Below are 21,568 nucleotides of genomic sequence, written 5' to 3'. Positions count from 1 at the left end.
CGCCGCGCGGAGACTGCGTGCTTTTTACCTGGTGCGGGCAACCAGTATTCCGGCCGCGGGCCTGTATAGGAGTAGTTCAGCTCGGAAGCAGGCAGCTGCAGCTGGCCAGCCGACTGGGATAGAGTCGCCAATAATGGGACCAGCCCGGTTGCTCGACAAAGCCACGCCAAGGCATCGCATTCCGCCTGTTGAAGCTTCTTACGAACCTGCCAGCAAAATCCGCGATCAACCCCTGCCGAGAGAGTCCTGCCCGAAGTGTGTACGGTGGCTAGCGCAGGTTCTCATGAATCATCCGCGCGCTGCCAACCAGGCTGCCAATGCTACCCAGCAATCCCATCACTGTGGCCACTATCAGGTAAATCGAGTTCCCCGAGCTGATGGCGATTGCCCCAACCAGCAGCAGGATCACCAGCGTCACCGGCAACCGGTAAGTGAGCCAGGCGCCCTGGTGACCGCTCTCCAGCAACTGGCGCATGGACTCCAGATCCTCGGCGTTCAGGACAAAGTAGGCAAAGCTGTTGTTCACGATCTGCACGCGGCCGTTTTCGATGCGCACCAGGCCCTGTATCGCCAGCTGTTCAAGTACCTGGGTGTTTGCGGGATTGATGCGCTTGCCGCGCGCAAGGTAGTACAGGGCCAGCTTCTCTTCACTTGAGCAGGCTTCCCACTGGTAGCGGAAACGGGCGCCGGCCTTTAGCAGGATACACAGAATCGAGGCCCACTCCGGCCCAGTCTTGTGCCGGTCCAGCAGGGTGCGCCAGCCCTGTCGCAGGCGACCGCTTGACCCGCGCGCGTGCTCGGCAAGTTCAGGGATCAGGTAGCGCAGCAACCGGCCACCCCGGCACTCCTCAATCACAAAAGCCGGATCTGCGCGCTCCACCAGCGCCTGCGGCAAGTCGACGGTAAAGTCCATCAGCAACTCGGCCCAGGCTGCCCGCTCCTGCGCATCGGGCCAGCTGCGTCCGGGCGCCGGCGCATGGGCATTGAGCAACAAGGTCTCGAAGCACTGGCTCTCCAGGCACAGGCGCAGTTCCGACAAACGTCCTGACAGCTGCATGGACTTTAACTGCCGGACCAACTGCAGCAACCGCGCGCGCCCCGGCGGGGTAGCGAGGCAGGTCTCGATATTTTCCAGGCAGATTGCTGGCGCCTTGCCGGCGACCGGTGCCCCGCCCCGGGAACCCATCCCATTGAGCCGGACACGCACCTCGGGAAACTGCTCTTCATCCTCACTGCTGGTACGCAGCGCCGGGCAGTGGGCCAGCAGCAGGTCCAGTACCGGCGTGGCGGGACCATTGTCCTGGCCGGCCTGGTGCACCAGCATATCCAGGCCGATACCCGTGACTTCCTTATCACACAAATCCACAACCAGTCCTGGTGCCGGCCGAACGCCGCGCAGGCGCCCGCCCGGTCCTGAGAGCTGCTTCAGGTGCACAAGGAAATCCGGCGTACCAAACATCCTGGGAGTAATAACACGCCGGTAGAACATCAGCCAGAGACGGCAGATCACCAGGAATACCAGCACCTGCAGGACAACATACAACGCCATGTGGCCAGCCAGCTGTAATGTGCCGTCACCAGCAGGGCTGGCATCGGGGAGTTCTGCCTGCCCACCGCCAGGGCTGTCGACTTTCCCAACATCGTCGCACGGATCGGGCGCGTGGCCTGCCCGCCAGCGACCGTCATTGGTCCATCCGAGCACATAGCGTCGAAGCCAGTTCGCCACCCCAGTGGTGGCTGTGAGCTGGCTAAAGGTGCCGATTTCTGCCGGCAGCCGATGCCGCTGGTTCGAAGGCTTGCCGTCGCGGGTGCAGGCCAGCGCCGTCCGCCAGCGCGGGCTGATCGGTAACAGGTCCAGCGGATCAGCAGCAAATCGCTTGATAGTATTGGGGTAACGGGTCAGCGCGATCGTTTCCAGTTCGGCCAGCTCCTGGTTGAGACGTGCCGGGTAGAGCTTGCTGGAAAAGTACCAGTGCATCGCCGAAACCGGTGTATTTCCGACACGCTGCAGCTGGCCAATAATCGCCAGGCCAAACAGGAAATACAGCGTCAGCAGGACCAGCAGCCCGCGGTCCGGTGCCAGCCCTGCATCACCACCGGAGACGCGCCGCATGTGGAAATAGCGACAGCACCCCCAGGCCAGCACCAGCAACAGTGCGATAACGGGCGCCCATACCGGGGCCGCCGTCGATACAGGGCCCTCGCCGAGCTCCCCCAGTATCACCGAGCCCATGCGGAAACCCAGGTAGAGGCTGGCAATCAGGATTGAAGTAAACAACAGTGTGTTATGGCGGTTGATCGCCAGCGGGATACCCAGCCGCGCTTTGGGATCCCCAAAAATGGCGGGCAGTGCGTATAGCAGTGCGGTCACCAGCAGCAGCGAAAGTCCCATCCCCGCCGTCATCGACAGGAAGAAATTCGTCATCAGGCTGTCGGTACCATCGTCGGGAATAAACGCCACAGCCACCCATTGCTCCAGCGGCAACCGCCCGGCAATAAAATCACCCGAGATGCCGCGGTAAAACCCGGGCACCGCCCGGTTGCGATACAGGCCCGAGCGAATCACCTGACTGATTGCTACCGTTCCCTGCCCCGAGTGAAACAGGTTCTCCACCATGGTCCGTCGGTGATCCATATGAAACAGGACGTCACCTGTGGAGCGATCCACCACCATCAACACCAGGTCCTGCAATTTTTGCGGCTCGTGCCACTCATTGAGCGTCATCGAGGGCAACAGGATATCGGACCCGAGGATATAGTCGCCGGGCGGCCAGTCGGCACCATCTGCCGCCCCTACCCCTTCTTTAGCCAGCGGCATACCGACCGTGGTGCCGCGAGTTCCGCTGCTGAAGTTCAACAGGCGCTGGATATAAAAATTGTGGATACTGCGGGTATCCCCTTCGTCGATGCCATGCTCCGGGTCGGCGCAAGTGGCCCAGCATCCACTGACCGGCGCAGGCCCGCTACCGCGCGCGAAAACCCCGTGCCAGCCTGTACCCGCGCGCACTTCGCGAAAATAATCCCGGTGCCCAAGTGGATAACTGATCGGTGTTTTGTTGCTTTCGACAAACTGGAAGGTCGGCAACACCCGGTCGCCGCTCTGGTTCATCAGGAAGACATTGATCAACTTGGGTCCGCGTTGTGCAGCCATCTGGCTGCTATCGAACCTCTCGCCGACCTCGCCTGGCGTGACAAGTCGCGCACCACAACCAAACAGGTAAACCTGGGAAAATGGCAGCAGCCCCTCAGAACGCTTGTCGGTGATACTGCGTGCAACCGCAACCTCATCAGGACTGAGGGTCCATTCCTTTTCAGCTTCCTCGGGTCGTTCATAGCCGCTCCCGTCTCCTAGGGTCACTGCCTCAACCTGGCGGCAATTAACATTCCCCCCTGGCAGCACCAGTAACCCGGGATCCCGTAGCTCGCCCGCAGCGCCGGGCGTGCCTTCAGGTTTCGTGCCTGCCTCTGGGTGAACCCCGGATGACAACAGCCGGGCGTAATAGGTGTGGAAGCTCTCCAGGTCGCGGAACAGCCAGTAGAGCTCGCTCTCCAGGCGCGCGGAGGTCTCCTGTAACAATTCCCTTGCGTTGGCCTGTTTGCGGGCGACCTCTGCGGCGCGCTCACCCCAGGCGAGCCACAGGGCCACAACCATAATGAAGACAACAAAAGTACCCGCAAAGGTGGCGCAGTAAAAAAACGTACCCAGCGGTTCGTTGCGGGACATCATCACCAGCCGCGCGACGGTCCAGCAGGAAGCCAGGAACATGATTGAGAGCAGCAGCAGGCTGAGATTCCAGCGCTTGTCCTCCTTCAGGTCCAGCAACCGGTCGGGCAGCACCCCTATCAGGTACAGGTGGTCTGATGGCGCGAACCCCTCCCCATTCTCTCCATCGCTCCGCGGAATCAGTAAATCGACTCCCGAGCGCAGGCGGTATGGCTGGATATATACCCGCGACGCCCCGGAACTCAGTACCATATCCACGTAATAGCTGTGCCCTGGCAACTCTTTCCTTTCGTCGATCTCGGGGCCCTCTTTCTTCGAGACCAATCCCAGCCAACTCTGTCCTCCCTGCGCCTGGATTTCACGACTGATCGCGCGCGTATCGATGATCGAAAGACCTGAGGCCCCGCCAGTGCTGCCGAGAACCCTGCCACCCGCATCGGCGAGCAGGTAGAGGACAAAGTCGCCGCCCGGATCAGGAAGCACATCACTGATGGAAACCTCGTAACCCCTGCCGGAACCGAGACAGCCGATGACATGGCTTCCCTTCAGGGTAAAGACGGAATCGTGGGCCTTCTGCTCCCCTTTTCGCACTACTTCCCTGACCCCGAGGCAATCCGCGTCAGAGGCCGGTTTATACGTCGGGAAAATAGAAACTATCTTGACGTCGCTCTCGCCCCACCAGTTTACGTTGTAGAGCTGCTCAAGGCGTGTATCCAGTTCTGCGGCGACTTCCTGCAGGGTGCGGAAGTAGTAGGTATTGGTAAAGACCTCCTGCTGCTCCTGGTAGCGGATGTAAAAGTAGAGCGATGCCAGCGACGCCAGGGCCAGTAATATCAGCCACCCACGCACCTGCCGCTTACTCGCGGCTCCGCCGTTTGTCTCACTTTGCTTGTCCGCCGCCATGTCCCCAGCCCGACAAGAGAGGGTAATCCCAGGATCCCAGGCCTGTCACAGCGAACGCCCGGGCACATCTACACAATAGTTGGTATGCAGTCCCAGCCTAGTCCAGCGCCCCGGGCCCCGCTAGCGCCTGCTGCGGTGACAGCGTCCGGTACAAAGCAATACGGGAAGAGACAATGGTGAAGGGTGCCCTGCCCCGGCAGGGCACAGGGGGCTTAAGCGATTATTTTCGACTAGTGCCGCTACGGAACTACCAGGCCGACCATTGCTGCAGGTACACCACAGAGATATAACGCAAACATTTGCCGATCCCCACCAGCAGTACGAATAGCCACAGGCGCACGCGCATGATGCCGGCGATCAGGGTGAGGGCATCACCGCCCACCGGCATCCAGGCCAGCAAAAGGGACCAGAAACCATAGCGCTGGAACCACTCCTGGGCACGGCTGATCTGCTTGCGGGAGAAATAAAACCAGCGCCGGTCCTGGAAATGCAGCAGGTAGCGCCCCAGCACCCAGTTCACCACGGCACCGAGGGTGTTCCCCAGTGTTGCCACCGCCACCAGCAGTGCCGGGTCACCACCTTCCCGCAACAGCGCGAACAGTACCACCTCAGAGTAAAAAGGCAGGATGGTCGCGGCGAGAAAAGCAGAGGAGAAAAGGATCAGGTACTCGACTATCACCCGGCACATCTCCGCAACCAGCGAAACAGCCCGAACTGGGAGGGCAGGTAGAACAGGTACTCAGGGTGCCACTGGACACCGATGATGGGCTGCCCCGAGGCACTCTCCACGGCCTGGGTGAAATGGTCGAGGTCCTCACCGACGATTCGCAGGCCCCAGCCCAGCCGGTTGATTGCCTGGTGGTGCAGGCTGTTGACCCGTAACTTTTTGCGTGAGGCCAGGCGCGACAATGCCGATCCCTCTGTGAGGAACACCTGCTTGGTGGGCAGCAGCCCGGGACGGTTGTAGGTTTTCCGCCGCAATGGCCGGATATCCAGGTGCAGGTCGCCACCGAGCACCACATTGATCAGCTGGGCGCCGCGACAGATACCCAGCAGTGGCAGGCCATGCTTGAGGGCATATTCAATCCAGTGAATTTCCAGCAGGTCGCGCTCGGGGTCGGATTTCACTTTTTCCCGCAGGTCCCCGTGATAGTGTTCCGGGCTGATATCGTCGCCACCACCAATGACCAGCCCCTGCAGGGGGCGGCCCGTGGGCTTATGGCGGACGCTGATACGCTCCGGTGTCGCGCCCGCCAGTCGCAGCGCAGCGGCCGTACACCACCAGCCCGGCGACCAGCGGCTGGCCGTGCCGGTTACACCAATCCGTGGTCGCTCAGCCATACCGACATAAACTCAGTCCAGTTTCCACGGTTCACGCCCAGCAGGGGCTGGCTCCGCGCCAGGTATGCCTCGCCCAGTTCTGCCAGCCATTCCGGTCGCGCTGCCAGGGCCTCTACCACGCACCAGGTATTCCAGCTGGAGGCCAGCGACCAGCCCGGCTTTTCAATCTGGCAGTTGGGCAGGCGGTAGTGAAAAGCCGGGCGCGGCTTGATGCGGGGGTCGTCCACGGCCCGGCGCACACGCGCCTCGTCAATTTCCGCCAGCAGTGGCAACAGGTCCAGGGCGCGGTTGCGAGTCGCATTGTGCTGCAGGTAATCGCGGAAGACGTTGTCCAGGGTGGGTTTTTCCCGCTCCAGCAACAGGCGGATATAGGTTTCCGGGTAGAGGTCGATATAGGGACTGACACGCCGGGCGATATCCACCCGATGCGCCTGCACCAGCCACCACTGCAGCAGGGCGAATGCGCGCAGGTAAGCGTCGAGCGTCTCGGCATTCAGTTGCGGGATTTCGGCATTGATATGCACCCCGTAAGCGGCGATCAGCGAATCCTCGGTACCCCTCGCACCGGCCTCGCGCAATGCCGGGGCCAGCGGCTCCAGATCCTTTAGCCGATCGAGGGACAATGGCGGGCAGACCACCTCAATCGGGACCACCAGGGACGCCGCCTGGCTGAGCAACTCCAGCCAGCCGTCGCCACCCTCCTCGGCCCCCGCTTCGGCGGCCTCGCGCTTGAGGAAGTCCCAGTCGATTTCGATGTTGAAGCGGCCCAGCTCGTTGTGCAGCGACAGCTCGGCCACGGAATCGGAGTGTAATTCCCCACCCAGCGCCGACTGTACCGCTTCACCGGCCTGCTTCAGCGTCACACCGGAGAACTCGAGCTCAAAACCCACCCGGCGGCGCTCGCCGGATTTGGTGTCGAGCAACGGCGGCATGGCAAAACCGGATTCTTTAATAGCCACGGTTATTCCCCCAGGCAAATTTCCAATCGTTGCGCCAGATTGCCTACCCTAACACGGACGGCAATCCGCTGCCGGCGGCTGCCCCGATCATACACCTGTTACCTGTTCGCAAAACTGCGGTTACCGTGTGCCCAAAGGCTGCCACCACCAGCCCCTGTCACCGGTACTTCTGTCCCGCGGAATAGCCCTGTCGGAAGGATGACTCCCGGCCTGCCAGGCGCAGAAATCATGGCCATCGCTTTCCCGACCCTATTGCACCTACAATGAGTGCCAGCAGCAGCCAGGAAGGGAGCAATGGCAGAAAAGTTTTCTATTGGCGGTGTCGAGGTTGCCCGGGGGGAAACCCGCCGCATCGAACTGCCGATTGTCCGGCTTTATACCGGCACAGACATGGCGATCCCGGTTTACGTCAAGCGCGGCAAGAAACCGGGTCCAACCATGTTCGTCTGTGCCGCCATTCACGGCGATGAACTGAACGGTATCGAAATCATCAGCCGACTTATTGGCAGTCGCAGCCTCAAGAACCTGCGCGGCACCCTGATCGCGGTACCGGTAGTCAATGTGTATGGGGTTCTGGAGCAGTCCCGCTACCTGCCGGACCGGCGCGACCTGAACCGCTCCTTCCCCGGTTCCGACAAGGGTTCACTGGCTGCGCGTATGGCCCATGTGTTCCTGGAGGAAATTGTCTCCAAGTGCGACTACGGTATCGACCTGCATACCGGCGCCATCCACCGCAGCAACCTGCCGCAGATTCGCGCCAACCTCGACGACCAGCCCACCCGTGACATGGCCCGCGCCTTCGGTGTGCCCGTGCTGCTGAACAGCACCCTGCGCGACGGCTCCCTGCGCCAGGCGGCAGCCGACCTGGGCGTGCGTATCCTGCTCTACGAGGCCGGCGAGGCCCTGCGTTTTGACGAGTTCTGCGTACGGGCGGGCCACAAGGGCATCATCAATGTCATGCGTCACCTGGAAATGCTGCCGCGAGTGAAGAAAAAGGGCAATATCGAACCCTTTGTGGCCAGGCGCAGTGGCTGGTTGCGGGCCACCGGCAGCGGCATAGTTAACTATCGCAAGGACCTGGGTGACCATGTACTGAAAGGTGAGGCGCTGGCTTCCATCTCCGACCTGTTCGGCGAGGAGATCGACCGGGTACCCTGTAATGCCGATGGCATTGTGATCGGGCGCCAGAACCTCCCGCTGGTGCAGGAAGGCGATGCCATGTTCCATATTGCCTACTTCCATGAACCCCAGGAAGTGGCCGAGAACCTGGAACTGTTACAGGACAGCCTGCTGCCGGATGAGAACTTTTGAGCGGCCCTGAAACAACAGTGCCGGGCTGAAGCCCGGCACTGTTTGGATTAAACAGGGGTTTTCACTATTACTGGCGCTCGCGCAGGGCTTCCAGCACCTCCTTGCTCGGGTAGCCCTGGACCTCAACACCGATCTCCTTCTCAAACTGCTGCACCGCCTTGCGGGTACCCGAGCCGGCCTTGCCGTCGATCTCACCCTCGTAATAGCCGCGGGCCTTCAGCAGTTTTTGCATTTCCTCCACCTGGGCCGGGTCCAGCGGGGTAAACGGGCGCGGCCAGTCCTTGACCAGTCCCTTGCCGCCGCCGATCTGGTCCGCCAGCAGGCCCACCGCCGTGGCATAGCGATCGGAGTTGTTATAGCGCTTGAGCACAAAGAAGTTTTTCAGCATCAGGAAAGCCGGGCCTTCGCGACCGGCGGGAAGCTTCAATTCGGCAATATCATCCGGGCGCGGGAACGGCTTGCCATTGACCCGCTTGACGCCGAGCTGCTCCCACTTGCGCAGCGGCAGCTTGCCGGCAGGCAGCTTGCGCTCGGGGATCGTCACCTCATAACCCCAGGTCTCCCCGCGGCGCCAGCCGTTACTGGAGAGCAGGCTGGCGGCCGTGGCCAGGGCATCCGGTACGGAGTTCCAGATGTCGCGCTTGCCATCGCCGTCGATATCCACCGCATAGGCCTGGTAGCTGGTGGGGATAAACTGGGTATGCCCCATGGCGCCGGCCCAGGAACCCACCAGGTGCTTCTCGTCGACGTCGCCACTCTCGAGGATTTTCAGCGCCGCCAGCAGCTGCTGGCGACCGAACTTGCTGCGCTTGGGATCCGCATAGGCCAGGGTTGCCAGCGACCGCACCACATTGCGGATTACCCTGTCATTATCGAGGATGGCACCGAAGCTCGATTCAATCGACCAGATCGCCAGCAGGATATTGGGATTGACCCCATAGCGCTGTTTTATCTTGTCCAGCCAGGGTTGCAGCTCTTCTTTCTTGGCACGGCCCATGCGGATCGCGCGCTTCTGCACCCGGTTGTCAAAGTACTGCCACACCGGCGCCTTGAACTCCGGCTGGTAGCTGGCCTTGTCCAGTACCCACTGATCCGGAGAATCAATGCCCTCAAAGGCGCGATCGAACACTTCCGGGGAAATACCGTTATTCAGGGCGGTCTGGCGAAATTCCTTCACCCATTGCTGGAAGCCCGCATCAGCGGCCAACAGTGGTGTGGAGAAAACCAGGCACAGGGCAAGCCCCGCACGGGTGAGCCATTGGGACAGTGCGGGCCGCAATACGGGCAGACTGGACATGCAAACTCCTTCGACAGTCAGTGCTCGCCATAGGGTAGAGCCGGCGACGGCAAACTGAAAGTCGAATCGTGTAGAGCGTGACGCCGGTCAAGCACTGGCGCCAACCCCGTCGTCACCCACGGCCCGCCGGAATCAGGGGATAACGTAAATCAGCACCGCAAAGAAATGCAGGATACCGCCGGCCAGTACGAACAGGTGCCAGATGGCATGGTGAAAGCGCAGGCTGCGCCAGAGGTAGAAGGCGATACCCCCGGTATAACAGAGGCCGCCGATCAGCAGCAGCCACAGGCCACCGGGTGCCAGGTTATCCAGCAGTGGCTTGGCCGCCACCACCACCACCCACCCCATCAGGGCACTGAGGGTAATCGACAGGGCACGCACCTTTTTCAGCGGCGTAAACTGGATCACCAGCCCCGCCAGGGCAAGCCCCCAGATAATCCCGAACAGCCACCAGCCCCAGGAGCCCGCGGGCGAGGAAGCCTCGCGCAGGGTAACCAGGGTAAAAGGCGTGTAGCTGCCGGCGATCAGCAGGAAGATGGAGGCATGGTCAATGGTGCGCAGGACGCCCTTGGCGCGCTCGTGGGTGACACTGTGATAGAGGGTCGAGGCACCGAAACAGAGAATCAGCGTGGCAGCGTAGATGCTGCAGCTGACAATATGCCAGGCATCCCCATAGACCGCGGCGAACCCGCACAGTATGCCCAGCCCGGCAATGGCGAGCAGTGCGCCGATGCCGTGGGTGACGCTGTTGGCGATTTCCTCGGCGAGACTGTAGCGCGAGACGGCGGTACTGGATGACATGGACTACCCCGGAAAATCATGAGTCTGGAGTATGGCACAGGAATGTGACCAAATTCTGAAAACGGGTTCCATCATCAACAGAGATGGGGAGGAAAGCAAGGGCCATGACGGACCGGCTGTTCACAATACAGGCAGGAGGAATTGGTCAACGTGAGCCCCCGGCCGGGGGCTCCGGCAACGCGACCGGGCAGGCTCCCGGCCGCGCTGGCTATCGATCCCGGCGGCTCAGACGCTGGGGTTGTGGATACCCATCTCGCACAGGGCCGAGGTTTCACGCACGATGGTCTCGCTGCGATCCGGGCCGGTGGAGACGATGTCGATCGGCGCACCCACCAGTTCCTCGATACGGGCAATATAGGCACGCGCATTGGCGGGCAGGTCAGCCTCGCGGCGGACGCCAAAGGTGGTATCACTCCAGCCGGGCAGGCTCTCATATACCGGCTCGACTCCCTCCCAGCCAGCGGCGTCGAAGGGTACCGGCACTTCCTCACCGGCGCTGTTGCGGTAGCCGGTGCAGATCTTCACCTCGTCCAGGCCATCGAGCACATCCAGCTTGGTCAAGCACAGGCCGGAAATACTGTTGATGCGGATGGCATGGCGCACCGCCACGGCGTCGAACCAGCCGGTGCGACGCTGGCGCCCGGTGGTGGCGCCAAACTCGTGGCCCTTCTCGCCCAGGTGGCGGCCGACGTCGCAGCCCAGCTCGGTGGGGAAAGGACCGCCGCCGACGCGGGTGGTATAGGCCTTGGTGATACCCAGTACATAGTCCAGGTAGAGCGGGCCGAAACCGGAGCCGGTGGCGGTGCCCCCGGCGGTGGTGTTGGATGAGGTCACGAACGGATAGGTACCGTGGTCGATATCCAGCAGGGAGCCCTGGGCCCCCTCAAACAGGATGTGCTCACCGCGCTCGCGGGCGCAGTGCAGCCAGTCGGCCACGTCGGTGATCATCGGCACCAGCTGGTCGCGCCACACCTTCGCCTCCGCCACCATGTCGTCATAACTGACCGGGTCCACCTTGTAATACTGCGTCAGGGCAAAGTTGTGGTATTCCAGCAGTTCTTTCAGCTGTTCGCAGAAGTAATCCCAGTTGCACAGGTCGCCCAGGCGCAGGCCGCGGCGGGCCACCTTGTCCTCATAGGCCGGGCCGATGCCGCGCCCGGTGGTACCGATGGGGTTATCGCCGCGTGCCTTTTCCCGGGCCTGGTCGAGGGCCACATGCACCGGCAGGATCAGCGGGCAGGCCGGGGACAGGCGCAGGCGCTCACGCACCGGCACGCTCTTGTCCTCCAGCTCGGCCATTTCCTTCAGCAATGCTTCCGGCGACAGCACAACGCCGTTGCCGATCAGGCAGGTGACACTGGGGCGCAGGATGCCCGAGGGAATCAGGTGCAGGACGGTTTTTTCACCGTCGATGACCAGGGTGTGGCCGGCGTTGTGCCCGCCCTGGAAGCGGACCACCAGGGAGACCTTTTCGGTCAGCAGGTCGACGATCTTGCCCTTGCCCTCGTCGCCCCACTGGGTGCCCAGCACTACTACGTTCTTACCCATTTGCCTAAATCTCTGAATCCACGTGATACTGCAGCGGCCGCCGCTGCAAATTCAATAATCTTAGTCCGGTTCAGCCCCGCGGCTGCACCACCCATTCACCATCGCGCTCAACCAGTTCACGGTCGCAACGTTCCAGGATCTCCCCCTCACCGATATCGGGCATGGCGGTAATCACCACCTCTCCCGCGCGGCGCAGGGCATCCACCTTGCGCCACAGGGACTCGCCATCCACCTGCGGGGCAAAGATTGCCCCGGGCTCCGCCAGTGAATCGCGGCCGAGGGTATTCAGGGCCACCAGGTCAGTACTGAAGCCGGTGGCCGGACGCTCGCGACCGAACACCGACCCGATACCGTTATAGCGGCCGCCATTTGCCAGAGCCTGGCCGTGGCCCGGGGTATAGGCGGCGAACACCAGCCCGGTTTCGTAGTCGTAGCCACGCACTTCGCTCAGGTCAAAGAAGAGCTCCACTGCCGGGTAGCGCTGCGCCAGGGCGTCAGCCACCTGCTGCAGGTCCGCCAGTGCCTCCCGCAGGGCCTGCGGCGCCTCGTCGAACAGCTCCCGCGCCCGTGCCAGGCAGTCATTGCCGCCGGCGAGGCCCGGCAGCGCACACAGCCAGCTGGCGATGCGGGTTTCACCAATATTGTCGGCGACCCACTGCTGGATATCGGCGCTGGCCTTGCTCTGCAGCATCCCGAACAGCTCGCCCTGCTGCTCGGCATCCAGGCCGGCGGCTGCCGCCAGGCTGCGGTAGATTGCCACATGACCCAGGTCCAGGTGGATCTGCTCCACCCCGGCGGCCAGCAGGCTTTCCAGCATCAGCGAGATGACTTCGATATCGGCCTGCAGGCTGTCGACACCATAGAGTTCGGCACCGATCTGGATCGGGGCCCGGGAGCCCATGGCTGTGCGCGGGCGCGTATGCAGCACCTGGCCGGCATAGCACAGCCGGTTGGCGCCGGCACGCGGGAAGCTGTGAGCGTCAATGCGCGCGGCCTGGGGAGTGATATCCGCACGAATGCCCAGGGTGCGCCCGGACAACTGGTCGGTCACCTTGAAGGTGCTGAGGTCGATATCGCGGCCCATGCCGATCAGCAGGGAATCGGTAAACTCCACCATCGGCGGGATTACCAGTTCGTAGCCCCAGCTGTGATAGAGGTCCAGCAGGCGACGGCGCAACGTTTCGATGCACTTGGCGTCCGCGGGCAGGATTTCGGCGATGCCTTCCGGCAGCATCCAGCGATCTGGTTGGGTCATGATTGCAACAGGCGCTGATTGTGAAGCGACGGGAACCGGCCGGACAGGCCGGCAGCCCACAAAAAAACCGGGCGACGCCCGGTTTGCATGATTTTACCATCAAGTGGCCGGCGGAAGGTAGGGGTAACAACCGGGCCGGGGGCACCATGCCCCCCCGGCACCGCATTATGTGCCCTGACCGGCCGGTTAGGGGGGACTCAGTCCCTCTCCCCCTCGGCATCCTTGAGGTAGCGGAAGAACTGGCTGTCCGGCTCGATCAACAGCATATCCGCGCGATCGTTGAAGGACTCCCGGTAGGCCTTGAGGCTGCGGGTAAAGCGATAGAACTCCGGGTCCTTGCTGAAGGCGGCCGCGTAAATGGAAGCTGCCGTGGCATCCCCCTCACCGCGCAGCTCCTCGGCCTTGCGCTCGGCCTCGGCCTCGATCTCCACCACCTGGCGGTCCGCATTGGCGCGGATGCGCTCACTGGCCTCCTGGCCCTTGGCGCGGTGGTCACGGGCTTCCAGCTCCCGGCCGGCACGCATCCGCTGGAACACGGATTCCGACACTTCCGGCGGCAGGTCGATGCGCTTCACCCGCACGTCAATCACTTCCACGCCCAGGTTTGTCTGCGCCACCTCATTGAGGTTCGTGGTGATTTCGGACATCAGCTCATCACGCTGGCCACTCACCACCTCGTGCAGGTCGCGCACACCGAACTGGTTACGCAGGCGGTTATTGATCTGCTCGGAAAGCAGGCGCACCGCGTTGCGTTCGTCGCCGCGGGTGGCGACATAGAAACGGCTCACGTCAAAGATGCGGAACTTCGCATAGGAGTCCACCATCATGAACTTGTTTTCCGAGTTGAGCATCCGCACCGGCTGTGAATCGACCGTCTGGATTCGCGCGTCGAACTTGCGCAGCTCATGTACCAGCGGAATCTTGAAATAAAGACCCGGCTCATAGTCGGTCCGCACCAGTTCACCGAAACGCAGCAGCACCGCCTTTTCGGTCTCCTTGACCACGAAGGCACTGGAGGAGATCGCCAGCACTGCCAGCAGCAGCGCGGCGATGATTACGAGAGTTCTGTTGTTCATGCTTCTCCCCCCTTACCGTACATCGCGATTGCGGCGGCTGTTGGCAGCCTCGGTGCGCAGGCGCTCCACCACACGCTGGTAGATCTCGTCGATCACCTGGGGGGAAGTATCCTTGCGCTGGGCCGCATTACTGGCAGTGCCCTCGGCGAGCTTGTCGAGTGGCAGGTACATCATATTGTTGCCGCCCTCGACATCCACCATCACCTTGGAGGTATTGCTCATCACGTCCTGCACTGTGTCCAGGTACAGGCGCTCGCGGGTCACCGCCGGGGCCAGCTGGTATTCGGTCAGCAGTTTTTCAAAGCGGACTGTCTCACCCCGGGCCAGCTCGACCACGCGGGCCTTGTAGGCCTCGGCCTCCTCGATCATGCGCTGGGCGCTACCGCGTGCCACCGGGATCACCTGGTTGGCGTAGGCCTGGGCCTCGTTCTTGAAGCGCACCTCGTCCTCGCGGGCCTTGGTCACGTCATCAAAGGCGTCCTGCACCTCGCGCGGCGCCTTGGCATCGGTCAGGTTGACCACGTCGACGCGGATACCGGTCTGGTAGAGGTCAAGGTACTCCTGCAGGCGCTGCTGGGTGTCGGCAGAGACCTGGGTCCGGTTCTGCGAGATAACCCCGTTCAGCGTCGCCGAGCCGACCACATGGCGAAGCGCGCTGTCGGTGGCTTCCTGCAGGCTTTTGAGGGGGTCGGCCACCCGCAGCACAAAGGACTCCGCGTCATCGATATGCCACTGGACCGTGAGCACCACCTCGACGATGTTGGCGTCCTCGGTGAGCATCTGGCCGGTGGTGCGCTCGGTACGCACTTCGGTCATGTTCACCTTGGTGACACTGTCGATCAGCGGCGGATTCCAGTGCAGCCCCGACATCTCGGTGCCGTGGTACTTGCCCAGGCGCATGATCACGGCCGACTCGTTGGCGTTGACCTGGTAGAAGCCCAGCAGACCATAGAGGACTGCCACGACAATCACCACCAGCGCCCACGGGAAGCGGCCGGACTCGCCGCCGCTGGCGGGGCCACCGCCACCGAAAATGCCGCTCAACTTGCGCTGCAGCTTGCGCAGCAGCTCATCCAGGTCCGGCGGGCCGCCGTTGGGATTGTTACCTCCACCGCCGCCCCAGGGGTCCTTGTTATTACCACCCGGCTCGTTCCAGGCCATCGACTTACTCCAACTCTCTGAGAATCTTGTTCGTTGCGGCGCGATTCTAGCATTGATCGCTACCGGTTTTCCGTCACTCCGACGCCCGCCACTGCGGTCCGTCGCCGGCATCGGCATAGGGTGCCAGTAATCGCTGCAGGTCGCCCCGCGGCAATACCAGCTCCAGCTCGACGTCGCCGTTGTCGCGGTAGGCTTCGTGCTTGACCGCGTTGATTTCGTACAGCTGTGCCCGCAGGCGCCCGTGGCGCGGGGCAACCAGCAGCTGCCCCCGCACCATCTGCTCGCCCAGGCGTTCGGAAATGGCCTCCACCAGCAGGTCACACCCGGCCCCGGTGACCGCCGACACCCACACCGCCCGCGGCACGCCGTCGGCATCGCGATCGATGGTGGGCTCTTTCGCCGCCAGCAGGTCGATCTTGTTGTACACCACCAGCTGCGGCAAGTCAGCGGCGTCAATTTCCTCGAGTACCAACTGCACCTCCTCCATCAGGTGCAGGCGATCGTCCGCAGCAGCATCCACCACGTGCAGCAACAGCGTGGCACTGGCCGCCTCTTCCAGGGTGGCGCGGAACGCCTCGACCAGCCGGTGCGGCAGGTGCGAGACAAAGCCCACGGTATCGGCCAGGATCATGCCACCCACGCTCGGCAGCTCAACCCGTCGCATGGTGGGGTCGAGCGTCGCAAACAGCTGGTCCCTGACATATACGCCGGCATCGGTCAGCCGGTTGAATAACGTGGACTTGCCCGCGTTTGTATAGCCTACCAGGGATACCGTGGGCACCTCGGCACGGGTGCGGGCGCGGCGCCCCTGGTCGCGCTGTCGGCGTACCTTTTCCAGGCGCTTCTCGATGGAGTCGATACGGGCCCGCAGCAGCCGGCGATCCGTTTCCAGCTGTGTCTCACCGGGCCCGCGCAAGCCGATACCGCCCTTCTGGCGCTCCAGGTGGGTCCAGCCGCGCACCAGCCGCGTGGCCATATGCCGCAGCTGTGCCAGCTCCACCTGCAACTTACCCTCGTGGGTGCGGGCGCGCTGGGCAAAGATATCCAGGATCAGGCCGGTGCGATCCAGCACCCGGCAGCGAAGCTCACGCTCGACATTGCGCTCCTGGCTGGGCGACAGGTTGTGGTCAAAAATCACCAGCTCGGCGCCGTGCTCTTTGACCGCCTGCTGGATTTCCTCCAGCTTGCCGCGCCCCACAAAAGTACGGGGATCGGGCTTGGCGCGCTGGCCAAAAATGAACGTGACCGGGTCCGCACCGGCGGACAGGGCCAGCTCTTCGAATTCGCGCGGGTCCTCGGGGCTGTCGACTGCTGACAGTTCCAGGTGCACCAGCACCGCCAGTTCACCGGATTCCGGTCGATCAAAAAACAATGGGAATTCTCAACTGTTGCCGGGGAATCACGGTTACCGCTCCCCACGGCAGAAAAGGCTTGTTGCGGGCACGGCTATTGCCGCCCCCCAACCGCAAAAGCCCCGGCGGGCCGGGGCACTCACTGCGTTTCGGGCAGGGCGGGATCAGGCGAAGCTGTCGCGCTCACCACCTTCACCAGCACCTTCAGCACCACCCTGGGCCGCCGGGTTCAGCAGCGGCACGCGCACCGCACGGGACGGCACTACGGTGGAGATGGCGTGCTTGTATACCATCTGGCTCACGGTGTTCTTGAGCAACACCACGAACTGGTCAAAAGATTCAATTTGCCCCTGAAGCTTGATGCCATTTACGAGATAGATGGAAACCGGGATACGCTCTTTGCGCAAAACGTTGAGGTAAGGGTCTTGTAAGCTGTGCCCTTTTGACATCTTTTTTCTCCTTGTCAAAAGCTGGAAGCCGTATGCAGGCCATAATCGCGCTCGCGAACGCCGCGAACTAAAGAACGGTTACGGTTGAATACGCGTACAAAATGAGCCGGAAATCGCCGGACTCTGTGATAATAACTGACTGATCAATACCGACCTGAGGACGGCACACCCACGTTATGGCTGCTCATGCGAGAAATTTCAAGGCTTCCGCCAAGATTTCGTCATTTTTGCGCAATGTGCCATCCGGCGCCTGGAGGTAAATCCGCGCCAGGTCCGGCCAGCGCCGCAGCCAGGTGAGTTGGCGCTTGGCCAGTTGCCGGGTGGCGGCGATCCCCGCGGCGACCATTTCGTCGTAATCCAGCTCACCGGCCAGGTACTGCCATACCTGCCGATAGCCCACTGCGCGAATCGCCGGCAGGTCCGCGTGCAGGTCGCCCCGCGCGTGCAGGGCGCGCACCTCATCCACGAACCCGTGCTCCAGCATCCGCAGGAAGCGTCGCTCTATGCGCTCGTGCAACAGCGCGCGGTCCCGCGGCAGCAGTGCCAGCTGGGTCACGCGGTAGCGATCGGTAAGCGGGTCGCGAGCCTGCTCGCGCCGCAGCTCCGACAGCGGCCGCCCGGTAAGGCGGTAAACCTCCAGGCCCCGCTCGATTCGCACCGAATGGTTCGGATGCAGCTCGCCAGCCAGTTCCGGGTCCACCCCGGCTAGCTCTGCGTGCAGTGCCGGCCAGCCCTCCCGCGCCGCCCGCGCCTCGATCTCGGCACGCACGGCCGGATCCGCCGCAGGCAGTTCAGCCATTCCCTCCAATAGAGCACGGAAATACAGCATTGTTCCGCCAACCAGCAAAGGGATGCGCCCGGCGGCAGTGATTTCATCCATGGCCGCCAGCGCATCGCGGCGGAAATCACCGGCGGAATAGGATTCGGCCGGATCACAGATATCGATCAGGCGGTGGGGGTATTGCGCCAGCTCGGCGGCACCGGGCTTCGCCGAACCGATATCCAGGCCGCGATAGACCAGCGCCGAATCGACGCTGACCAGCTCCACGGGCAACCGGTCGGCGATCGCCATGGCCAGGTCGGTCTTGCCCGAGGCCGTCGGGCCCATCAGGAAAATGGCGGGCGGCAGGTCGCCGCCGTTGGCATTTTTCAAGCTTGCATCATCCTTGCCGCGGGTTCACTGGCCGCGCATAAACCACTTATCCATGTCGCCCAGCTTCACCTGGGTCCAGGTGGGGCGGCCGTGGTTGCACTGCCCGCTGCGCTCGGTGCGCTCCATATCCCGCAACAGGGCGTTCATCTCCGGCACCGTCAGCTTGCGATTGGCCCGCACCGAGCCGTGGCAGGCCATGGTGGACAGCACCTCGTTGATGCGCTCCCCGATCCGGTCGCTGCCACCCTGGGCCAGCAGGTCAGAAAGTACGTCCCGCACCAGCTGCTCCACCTCGGCGCCATGCAGCATGGTGGGTACCTGCCGCACCAGCAGGGTCTCCGGTCCCGCCCGCTGCAGAACAAAGCCTAGCGCGGTAAAGACCTCACTGCGCTCCTCAAAGCAATCCGCCTCGCGCTGGCTCACCGCCAGGCTCACCGGCACCAGCAATGGCTGTGCCTGGATACCGCCGGCGGCATGGGCGGTCTTCATCTGTTCATAAACGATACGCTCGTGGGCCGCATGCATATCCACCACAATCAGCCCCTGGTCATTCTGCGCCAGGATATAAATGCCATGCAGCTGCGCCAGGGCAAAGCCCAGGGGGGGCGCCGCGGCGTCATCGGCCTCAGCCGGCAGGGATGCATTCCAGCCCTGCGATGCCGGGGCGGCAGGTGATGCCTCGGCCACCGCGGCGCCACCAGCATAGGGCTGGTGCAGCGCCCCGTACCCCTGCATCTGGCCCTGCAAACGCTCCGGCGAAGGTGAGGAGGACAGGGGCATACGCTGCTGGCCGGCAAACTCCCCCGCCGCCACTCCCGCGACCGCCGGCGCCGGCGATGGCTGTAGCGGCTGGCCCGCGGGGGCCTCGCCGCCATTGGCGTCGTCCCGGTCCCCCGGCCGCACGGAAGCCAGCGCCCGGTGCAGGCTGCCGAAGAGGAAATCGTGCACCAGGCGGCTGTCGCGGAAGCGCACCTCGTGCTTGGTGGGGTGCACATTGACATCGACCGAAGCCGGGTCGAGCTCCAGGTACAGGACAAACGCGGGATGGCGGCCGTGGTAGAGTACGTCGGCGAAGGCGCGCCGCACTGCGTGGCTGACCACCTTGTCGCGAATGGCGCGCCCATTGACGTAGAAAAACTGCAGGTCGGCCTGCGAGCGCGAGAAGGCCGGCTCCGCCACCCAGCCCCACAGGCGCAGGCCACTGCGCTCCACGTCGATGTGCAGGGCATTCTGCATAAAGGCCGGGCCGCAGACCTGCGATACCCGGCGCTCCATTTCCACCCGGCCACTGCCGGCGCGCAGGTTGTGCACCCCCTTGCCGTTGTGCCGCAGGGTAATGGCGACATCGAACCGCGACAGCGCCAGGCGCTTGATGGTGTCGTCAACCCGGTTGAACTCGGTCTTCTCGGTGCGCAGGAACTTGCGCCTTGCGGGCGTATTGAAGAACAGGTCGCGCACATCGACGGTGGTGCCACGCGGGTGCGCGGCGGGGGCCACCTGCGCCTGCATGTCGCGGCCCTCGGCACTGACCTGCCAGCCCTTGCCACTCTCGTCGCGGCTGCTGGTCAACGCCAGGCGCGCCACTGACGAGATACTGGCGAGCGCCTCGCCGCGAAAACCGAGCGTAGCCACCGCTTCCAGGTCTTCCAGCGCATGGATCTTGGAGGTGGCGTGGCGGGCCAGGGCCATGGGCAGGTCATCCTGGCCGATGCCCTTGCCGTTGTCCCGCACCTTGATACGCTTGATGCCGCCGTTGTCGATCTCCACGTCCAGGCGCGTGGCGCCGGCATCGAGACTGTTCTCCAGCAACTCCTTGATCACGGACGCGGGGCGCTCGACTACCTCGCCGGCGGCGATCTGGTTGGCGAGGCGCGGGGAGAGTTGCTGGATCTTGTCGTGCATAAACGGGAATAACGGCCTGTGAACAGGCTCCTGTATCGGGGGTCTTTTTATGTGACGGGCCTCAGCCCGAGGGAATCCTCAGCGTCTGGCCCACCCGGATCACCGAATTGCTGATGCCGTTGACCTTTTTCAGCGCGGTAACCGAAACGTTGTAGCGCGCGGCAATCGCCGACAGGGTATCCCCGCGGGCGATGGTGTGTTTGCGGTTCTGGCCGGCATTGGCGGCGAGCCAGGATCCCGCCGGCGGGCGGCTACTGAAGTGCGCCACTATACCTTCGCTGAGTTTTTGTGCCAGCCTGCGCTGGAATGACGGGTCACGCAGCCGGCGAGCCTCATGGGGGTTGGTGATAAAGCCGGTCTCCACCAGGATCGAGGGCACATCGGGCGAGCGCAGCACCGAGAAATTGGCCTGCTCCACCTGCTTCTTGTGCAGGTGGGTCACCTGGCCCAGCTGCGCCAGGACACTCGCGCCCACATCGAGGCTGGCATTCATGGTTGCCGTCATCGACAGGTCCAGCAACACGCCAGCCAGGGTGTCGTCCTTGTCGCCCAGGTTGAGGCTGCCGGCACCGCCAATCAGGTCGGACTCGTTTTCCCGCTGCGCCAGGAAGCGCGCGGTTTCACTGGTGGCGCCGCGGGAGGAGACCGCGTACACACCGGCGCCGCGGGCATCCTTGCGGGTAAAGGCGTCCGCATGAATGGAGACGAAGAGGTCGGCGCGCATCTTGCGCCCCTTGTTCACCCGCTCGCGCAGTGGAATATAGTAATCACCGGTGCGCACCAGCTTGGCACTGAAACCGGGACGACTGTCGATCGCCTTGTGCAGCTGCCGGCTGATGGCCAGCACCACATCCTTCTCGCGCAGCCCACCGGGACCGGATGCGCCCGGGTCCTCGCCGCCGTGGCCGGCGTCGATGGCGATCACGATATCGCGCTCCCGGCTGACCTCGAGCACGGTTTTCTCCTGCTGCACGACGTGATCGTAGAGGTCAATCACCAGGCGATCGGGTTTTTCGTCCAGGCGTCGCAGGGCGAAACTGCGCGGCTTGGTTTCCTGCTTCAGGTCCAGCACCACCCGCAGGTCTTTCTTGTTGTGCCGGGCATGGCGCACCTGCTCGATAGGCGTGTTTTCCAGCTCCAGCCCCTCAATCGCTGCCGCCAGGCGGGTGTCGTCCACATCGATCACCACCCGGTGCGGGTTATTCAGGGTAAACAGCTTGTGCTCGGCGGGACCGCTGAGGTCGAATACCAGTCGTGTGTGGTCCGGGGCCCGCCACAGGCGTACCCCCTGGACTTCGGTCGCCAGCGCCCCCCCGGCAGGGAGCAACAGCACTGC

At 63.2% G+C, this 21,568-nt stretch carries 16 protein-coding genes; 1 reads left to right on the top strand and 15 read right to left on the bottom strand.

What is annotated here, in order from left to right:
• Positions 1-268: 268 nt before the first annotated feature.
• The 4 genes from LVE68_RS12295 to LVE68_RS12280 form a co-directional block, all read right to left on the bottom strand.
• A complete protein-coding gene (locus LVE68_RS12295; protein WP_232940699.1) occupies positions 269-4,573 on the bottom strand; it encodes a hypothetical protein in 4,305 nt (1,434 codons plus the stop codon).
• Positions 4,574-4,874: 301 nt separating this feature from the next.
• Positions 4,875-5,306, bottom strand: a complete 432-nt coding sequence (locus tag LVE68_RS12290; RefSeq protein WP_232940698.1) for a YqaA family protein — start codon at positions 5,304-5,306, stop codon at positions 4,875-4,877.
• Complete coding sequence (locus tag LVE68_RS12285) at positions 5,303-5,968, bottom strand: gamma-glutamyl-gamma-aminobutyrate hydrolase family protein (protein WP_232940697.1); 666 nt, start codon at positions 5,966-5,968, stop codon at positions 5,303-5,305. Before LVE68_RS12285 ends, LVE68_RS12290 begins: the two co-directional genes overlap by 4 nt.
• Entirely contained in the window at positions 5,941-6,927 is a 987-nt protein-coding gene (locus tag LVE68_RS12280) for an amidoligase family protein (protein ID WP_232940696.1), read from the bottom strand. Before LVE68_RS12280 ends, LVE68_RS12285 begins: the two co-directional genes overlap by 28 nt.
• 294 nt (positions 6,928-7,221) lie before the next feature.
• On the opposite strand from LVE68_RS12280, the gene LVE68_RS12275 reads away from it, so the two are divergent.
• A complete protein-coding gene (locus LVE68_RS12275; protein ID WP_232940695.1) occupies positions 7,222-8,238 on the top strand; it encodes a succinylglutamate desuccinylase/aspartoacylase family protein in 1,017 nt (338 codons plus the stop codon).
• 67 nt (positions 8,239-8,305) lie between these two features.
• On the opposite strand, the gene LVE68_RS12270 is transcribed toward LVE68_RS12275, so the two are convergent.
• The 11 genes from LVE68_RS12270 to LVE68_RS12220 form a co-directional block, all read right to left on the bottom strand.
• Positions 8,306-9,535, bottom strand: a complete 1,230-nt coding sequence (locus tag LVE68_RS12270; RefSeq protein WP_232940694.1) for a lytic murein transglycosylase — start codon at positions 9,533-9,535, stop codon at positions 8,306-8,308.
• Between the two features lie 132 nt (positions 9,536-9,667).
• The gene (gene trhA / locus LVE68_RS12265; protein ID WP_232940693.1) at positions 9,668-10,336 is read right to left on the bottom strand and encodes a PAQR family membrane homeostasis protein TrhA; all 669 of its coding nucleotides are present in this window, start codon (positions 10,334-10,336) and stop codon (positions 9,668-9,670) included.
• Positions 10,337-10,561: 225 nt separating this feature from the next.
• Positions 10,562-11,884 carry an adenylosuccinate synthase gene (locus tag LVE68_RS12260; RefSeq protein ID WP_232940692.1) on the bottom strand — a complete coding sequence of 441 codons (1,323 nt, stop codon included), beginning with the start codon at positions 11,882-11,884 and terminating at the stop codon, positions 10,562-10,564.
• A 70-nt stretch (positions 11,885-11,954) separates the two neighbouring features.
• Positions 11,955-13,139, bottom strand: coding sequence for an ATP phosphoribosyltransferase regulatory subunit (locus LVE68_RS12255; protein ID WP_232940691.1), 1,185 nt, complete (start codon positions 13,137-13,139; stop codon positions 11,955-11,957).
• Positions 13,140-13,336: 197 nt separating this feature from the next.
• Complete coding sequence (hflC, locus tag LVE68_RS12250; protein ID WP_232940690.1) at positions 13,337-14,215, bottom strand: protease modulator HflC; 879 nt, start codon at positions 14,213-14,215, stop codon at positions 13,337-13,339.
• Between the two features lie 12 nt (positions 14,216-14,227).
• Positions 14,228-15,376, bottom strand: coding sequence for an FtsH protease activity modulator HflK (gene hflK / locus LVE68_RS12245; protein WP_232940689.1), 1,149 nt, complete (start codon positions 15,374-15,376; stop codon positions 14,228-14,230).
• 73 nt (positions 15,377-15,449) lie between these two features.
• Positions 15,450-16,748, bottom strand: a complete 1,299-nt coding sequence (hflX, locus tag LVE68_RS12240; RefSeq protein ID WP_232940688.1) for a ribosome rescue GTPase HflX — start codon at positions 16,746-16,748, stop codon at positions 15,450-15,452.
• A gap of 144 nt (positions 16,749-16,892) precedes the next feature.
• Entirely contained in the window at positions 16,893-17,177 is a 285-nt protein-coding gene (gene hfq / locus LVE68_RS12235; protein ID WP_232940687.1) for an RNA chaperone Hfq, read from the bottom strand.
• Positions 17,178-17,361: 184 nt separating this feature from the next.
• Positions 17,362-18,285 (bottom strand): tRNA (adenosine(37)-N6)-dimethylallyltransferase MiaA, encoded by a 924-nt coding sequence (miaA, locus tag LVE68_RS12230; RefSeq protein WP_233006713.1) that lies wholly within the window; start codon positions 18,283-18,285, stop codon positions 17,362-17,364.
• Positions 18,286-18,354: 69 nt separating this feature from the next.
• Complete coding sequence (gene mutL, locus LVE68_RS12225; RefSeq protein WP_232940686.1) at positions 18,355-20,232, bottom strand: DNA mismatch repair endonuclease MutL; 1,878 nt, start codon at positions 20,230-20,232, stop codon at positions 18,355-18,357.
• Between the two features lie 61 nt (positions 20,233-20,293).
• Entirely contained in the window at positions 20,294-21,565 is a 1,272-nt protein-coding gene (locus LVE68_RS12220) for an N-acetylmuramoyl-L-alanine amidase (RefSeq protein WP_370636824.1), read from the bottom strand.
• Positions 21,566-21,568 lie beyond the last annotated feature (3 nt).

The sequence above is a fragment of the Microbulbifer sp. YPW16 genome, from assembly GCF_021290385.1.
GTDB lineage: Bacteria > Pseudomonadota > Gammaproteobacteria > Pseudomonadales > Cellvibrionaceae > Microbulbifer > Microbulbifer zhoushanensis.
This window is presented reverse-complemented; position numbering and strand designations above follow the sequence as displayed.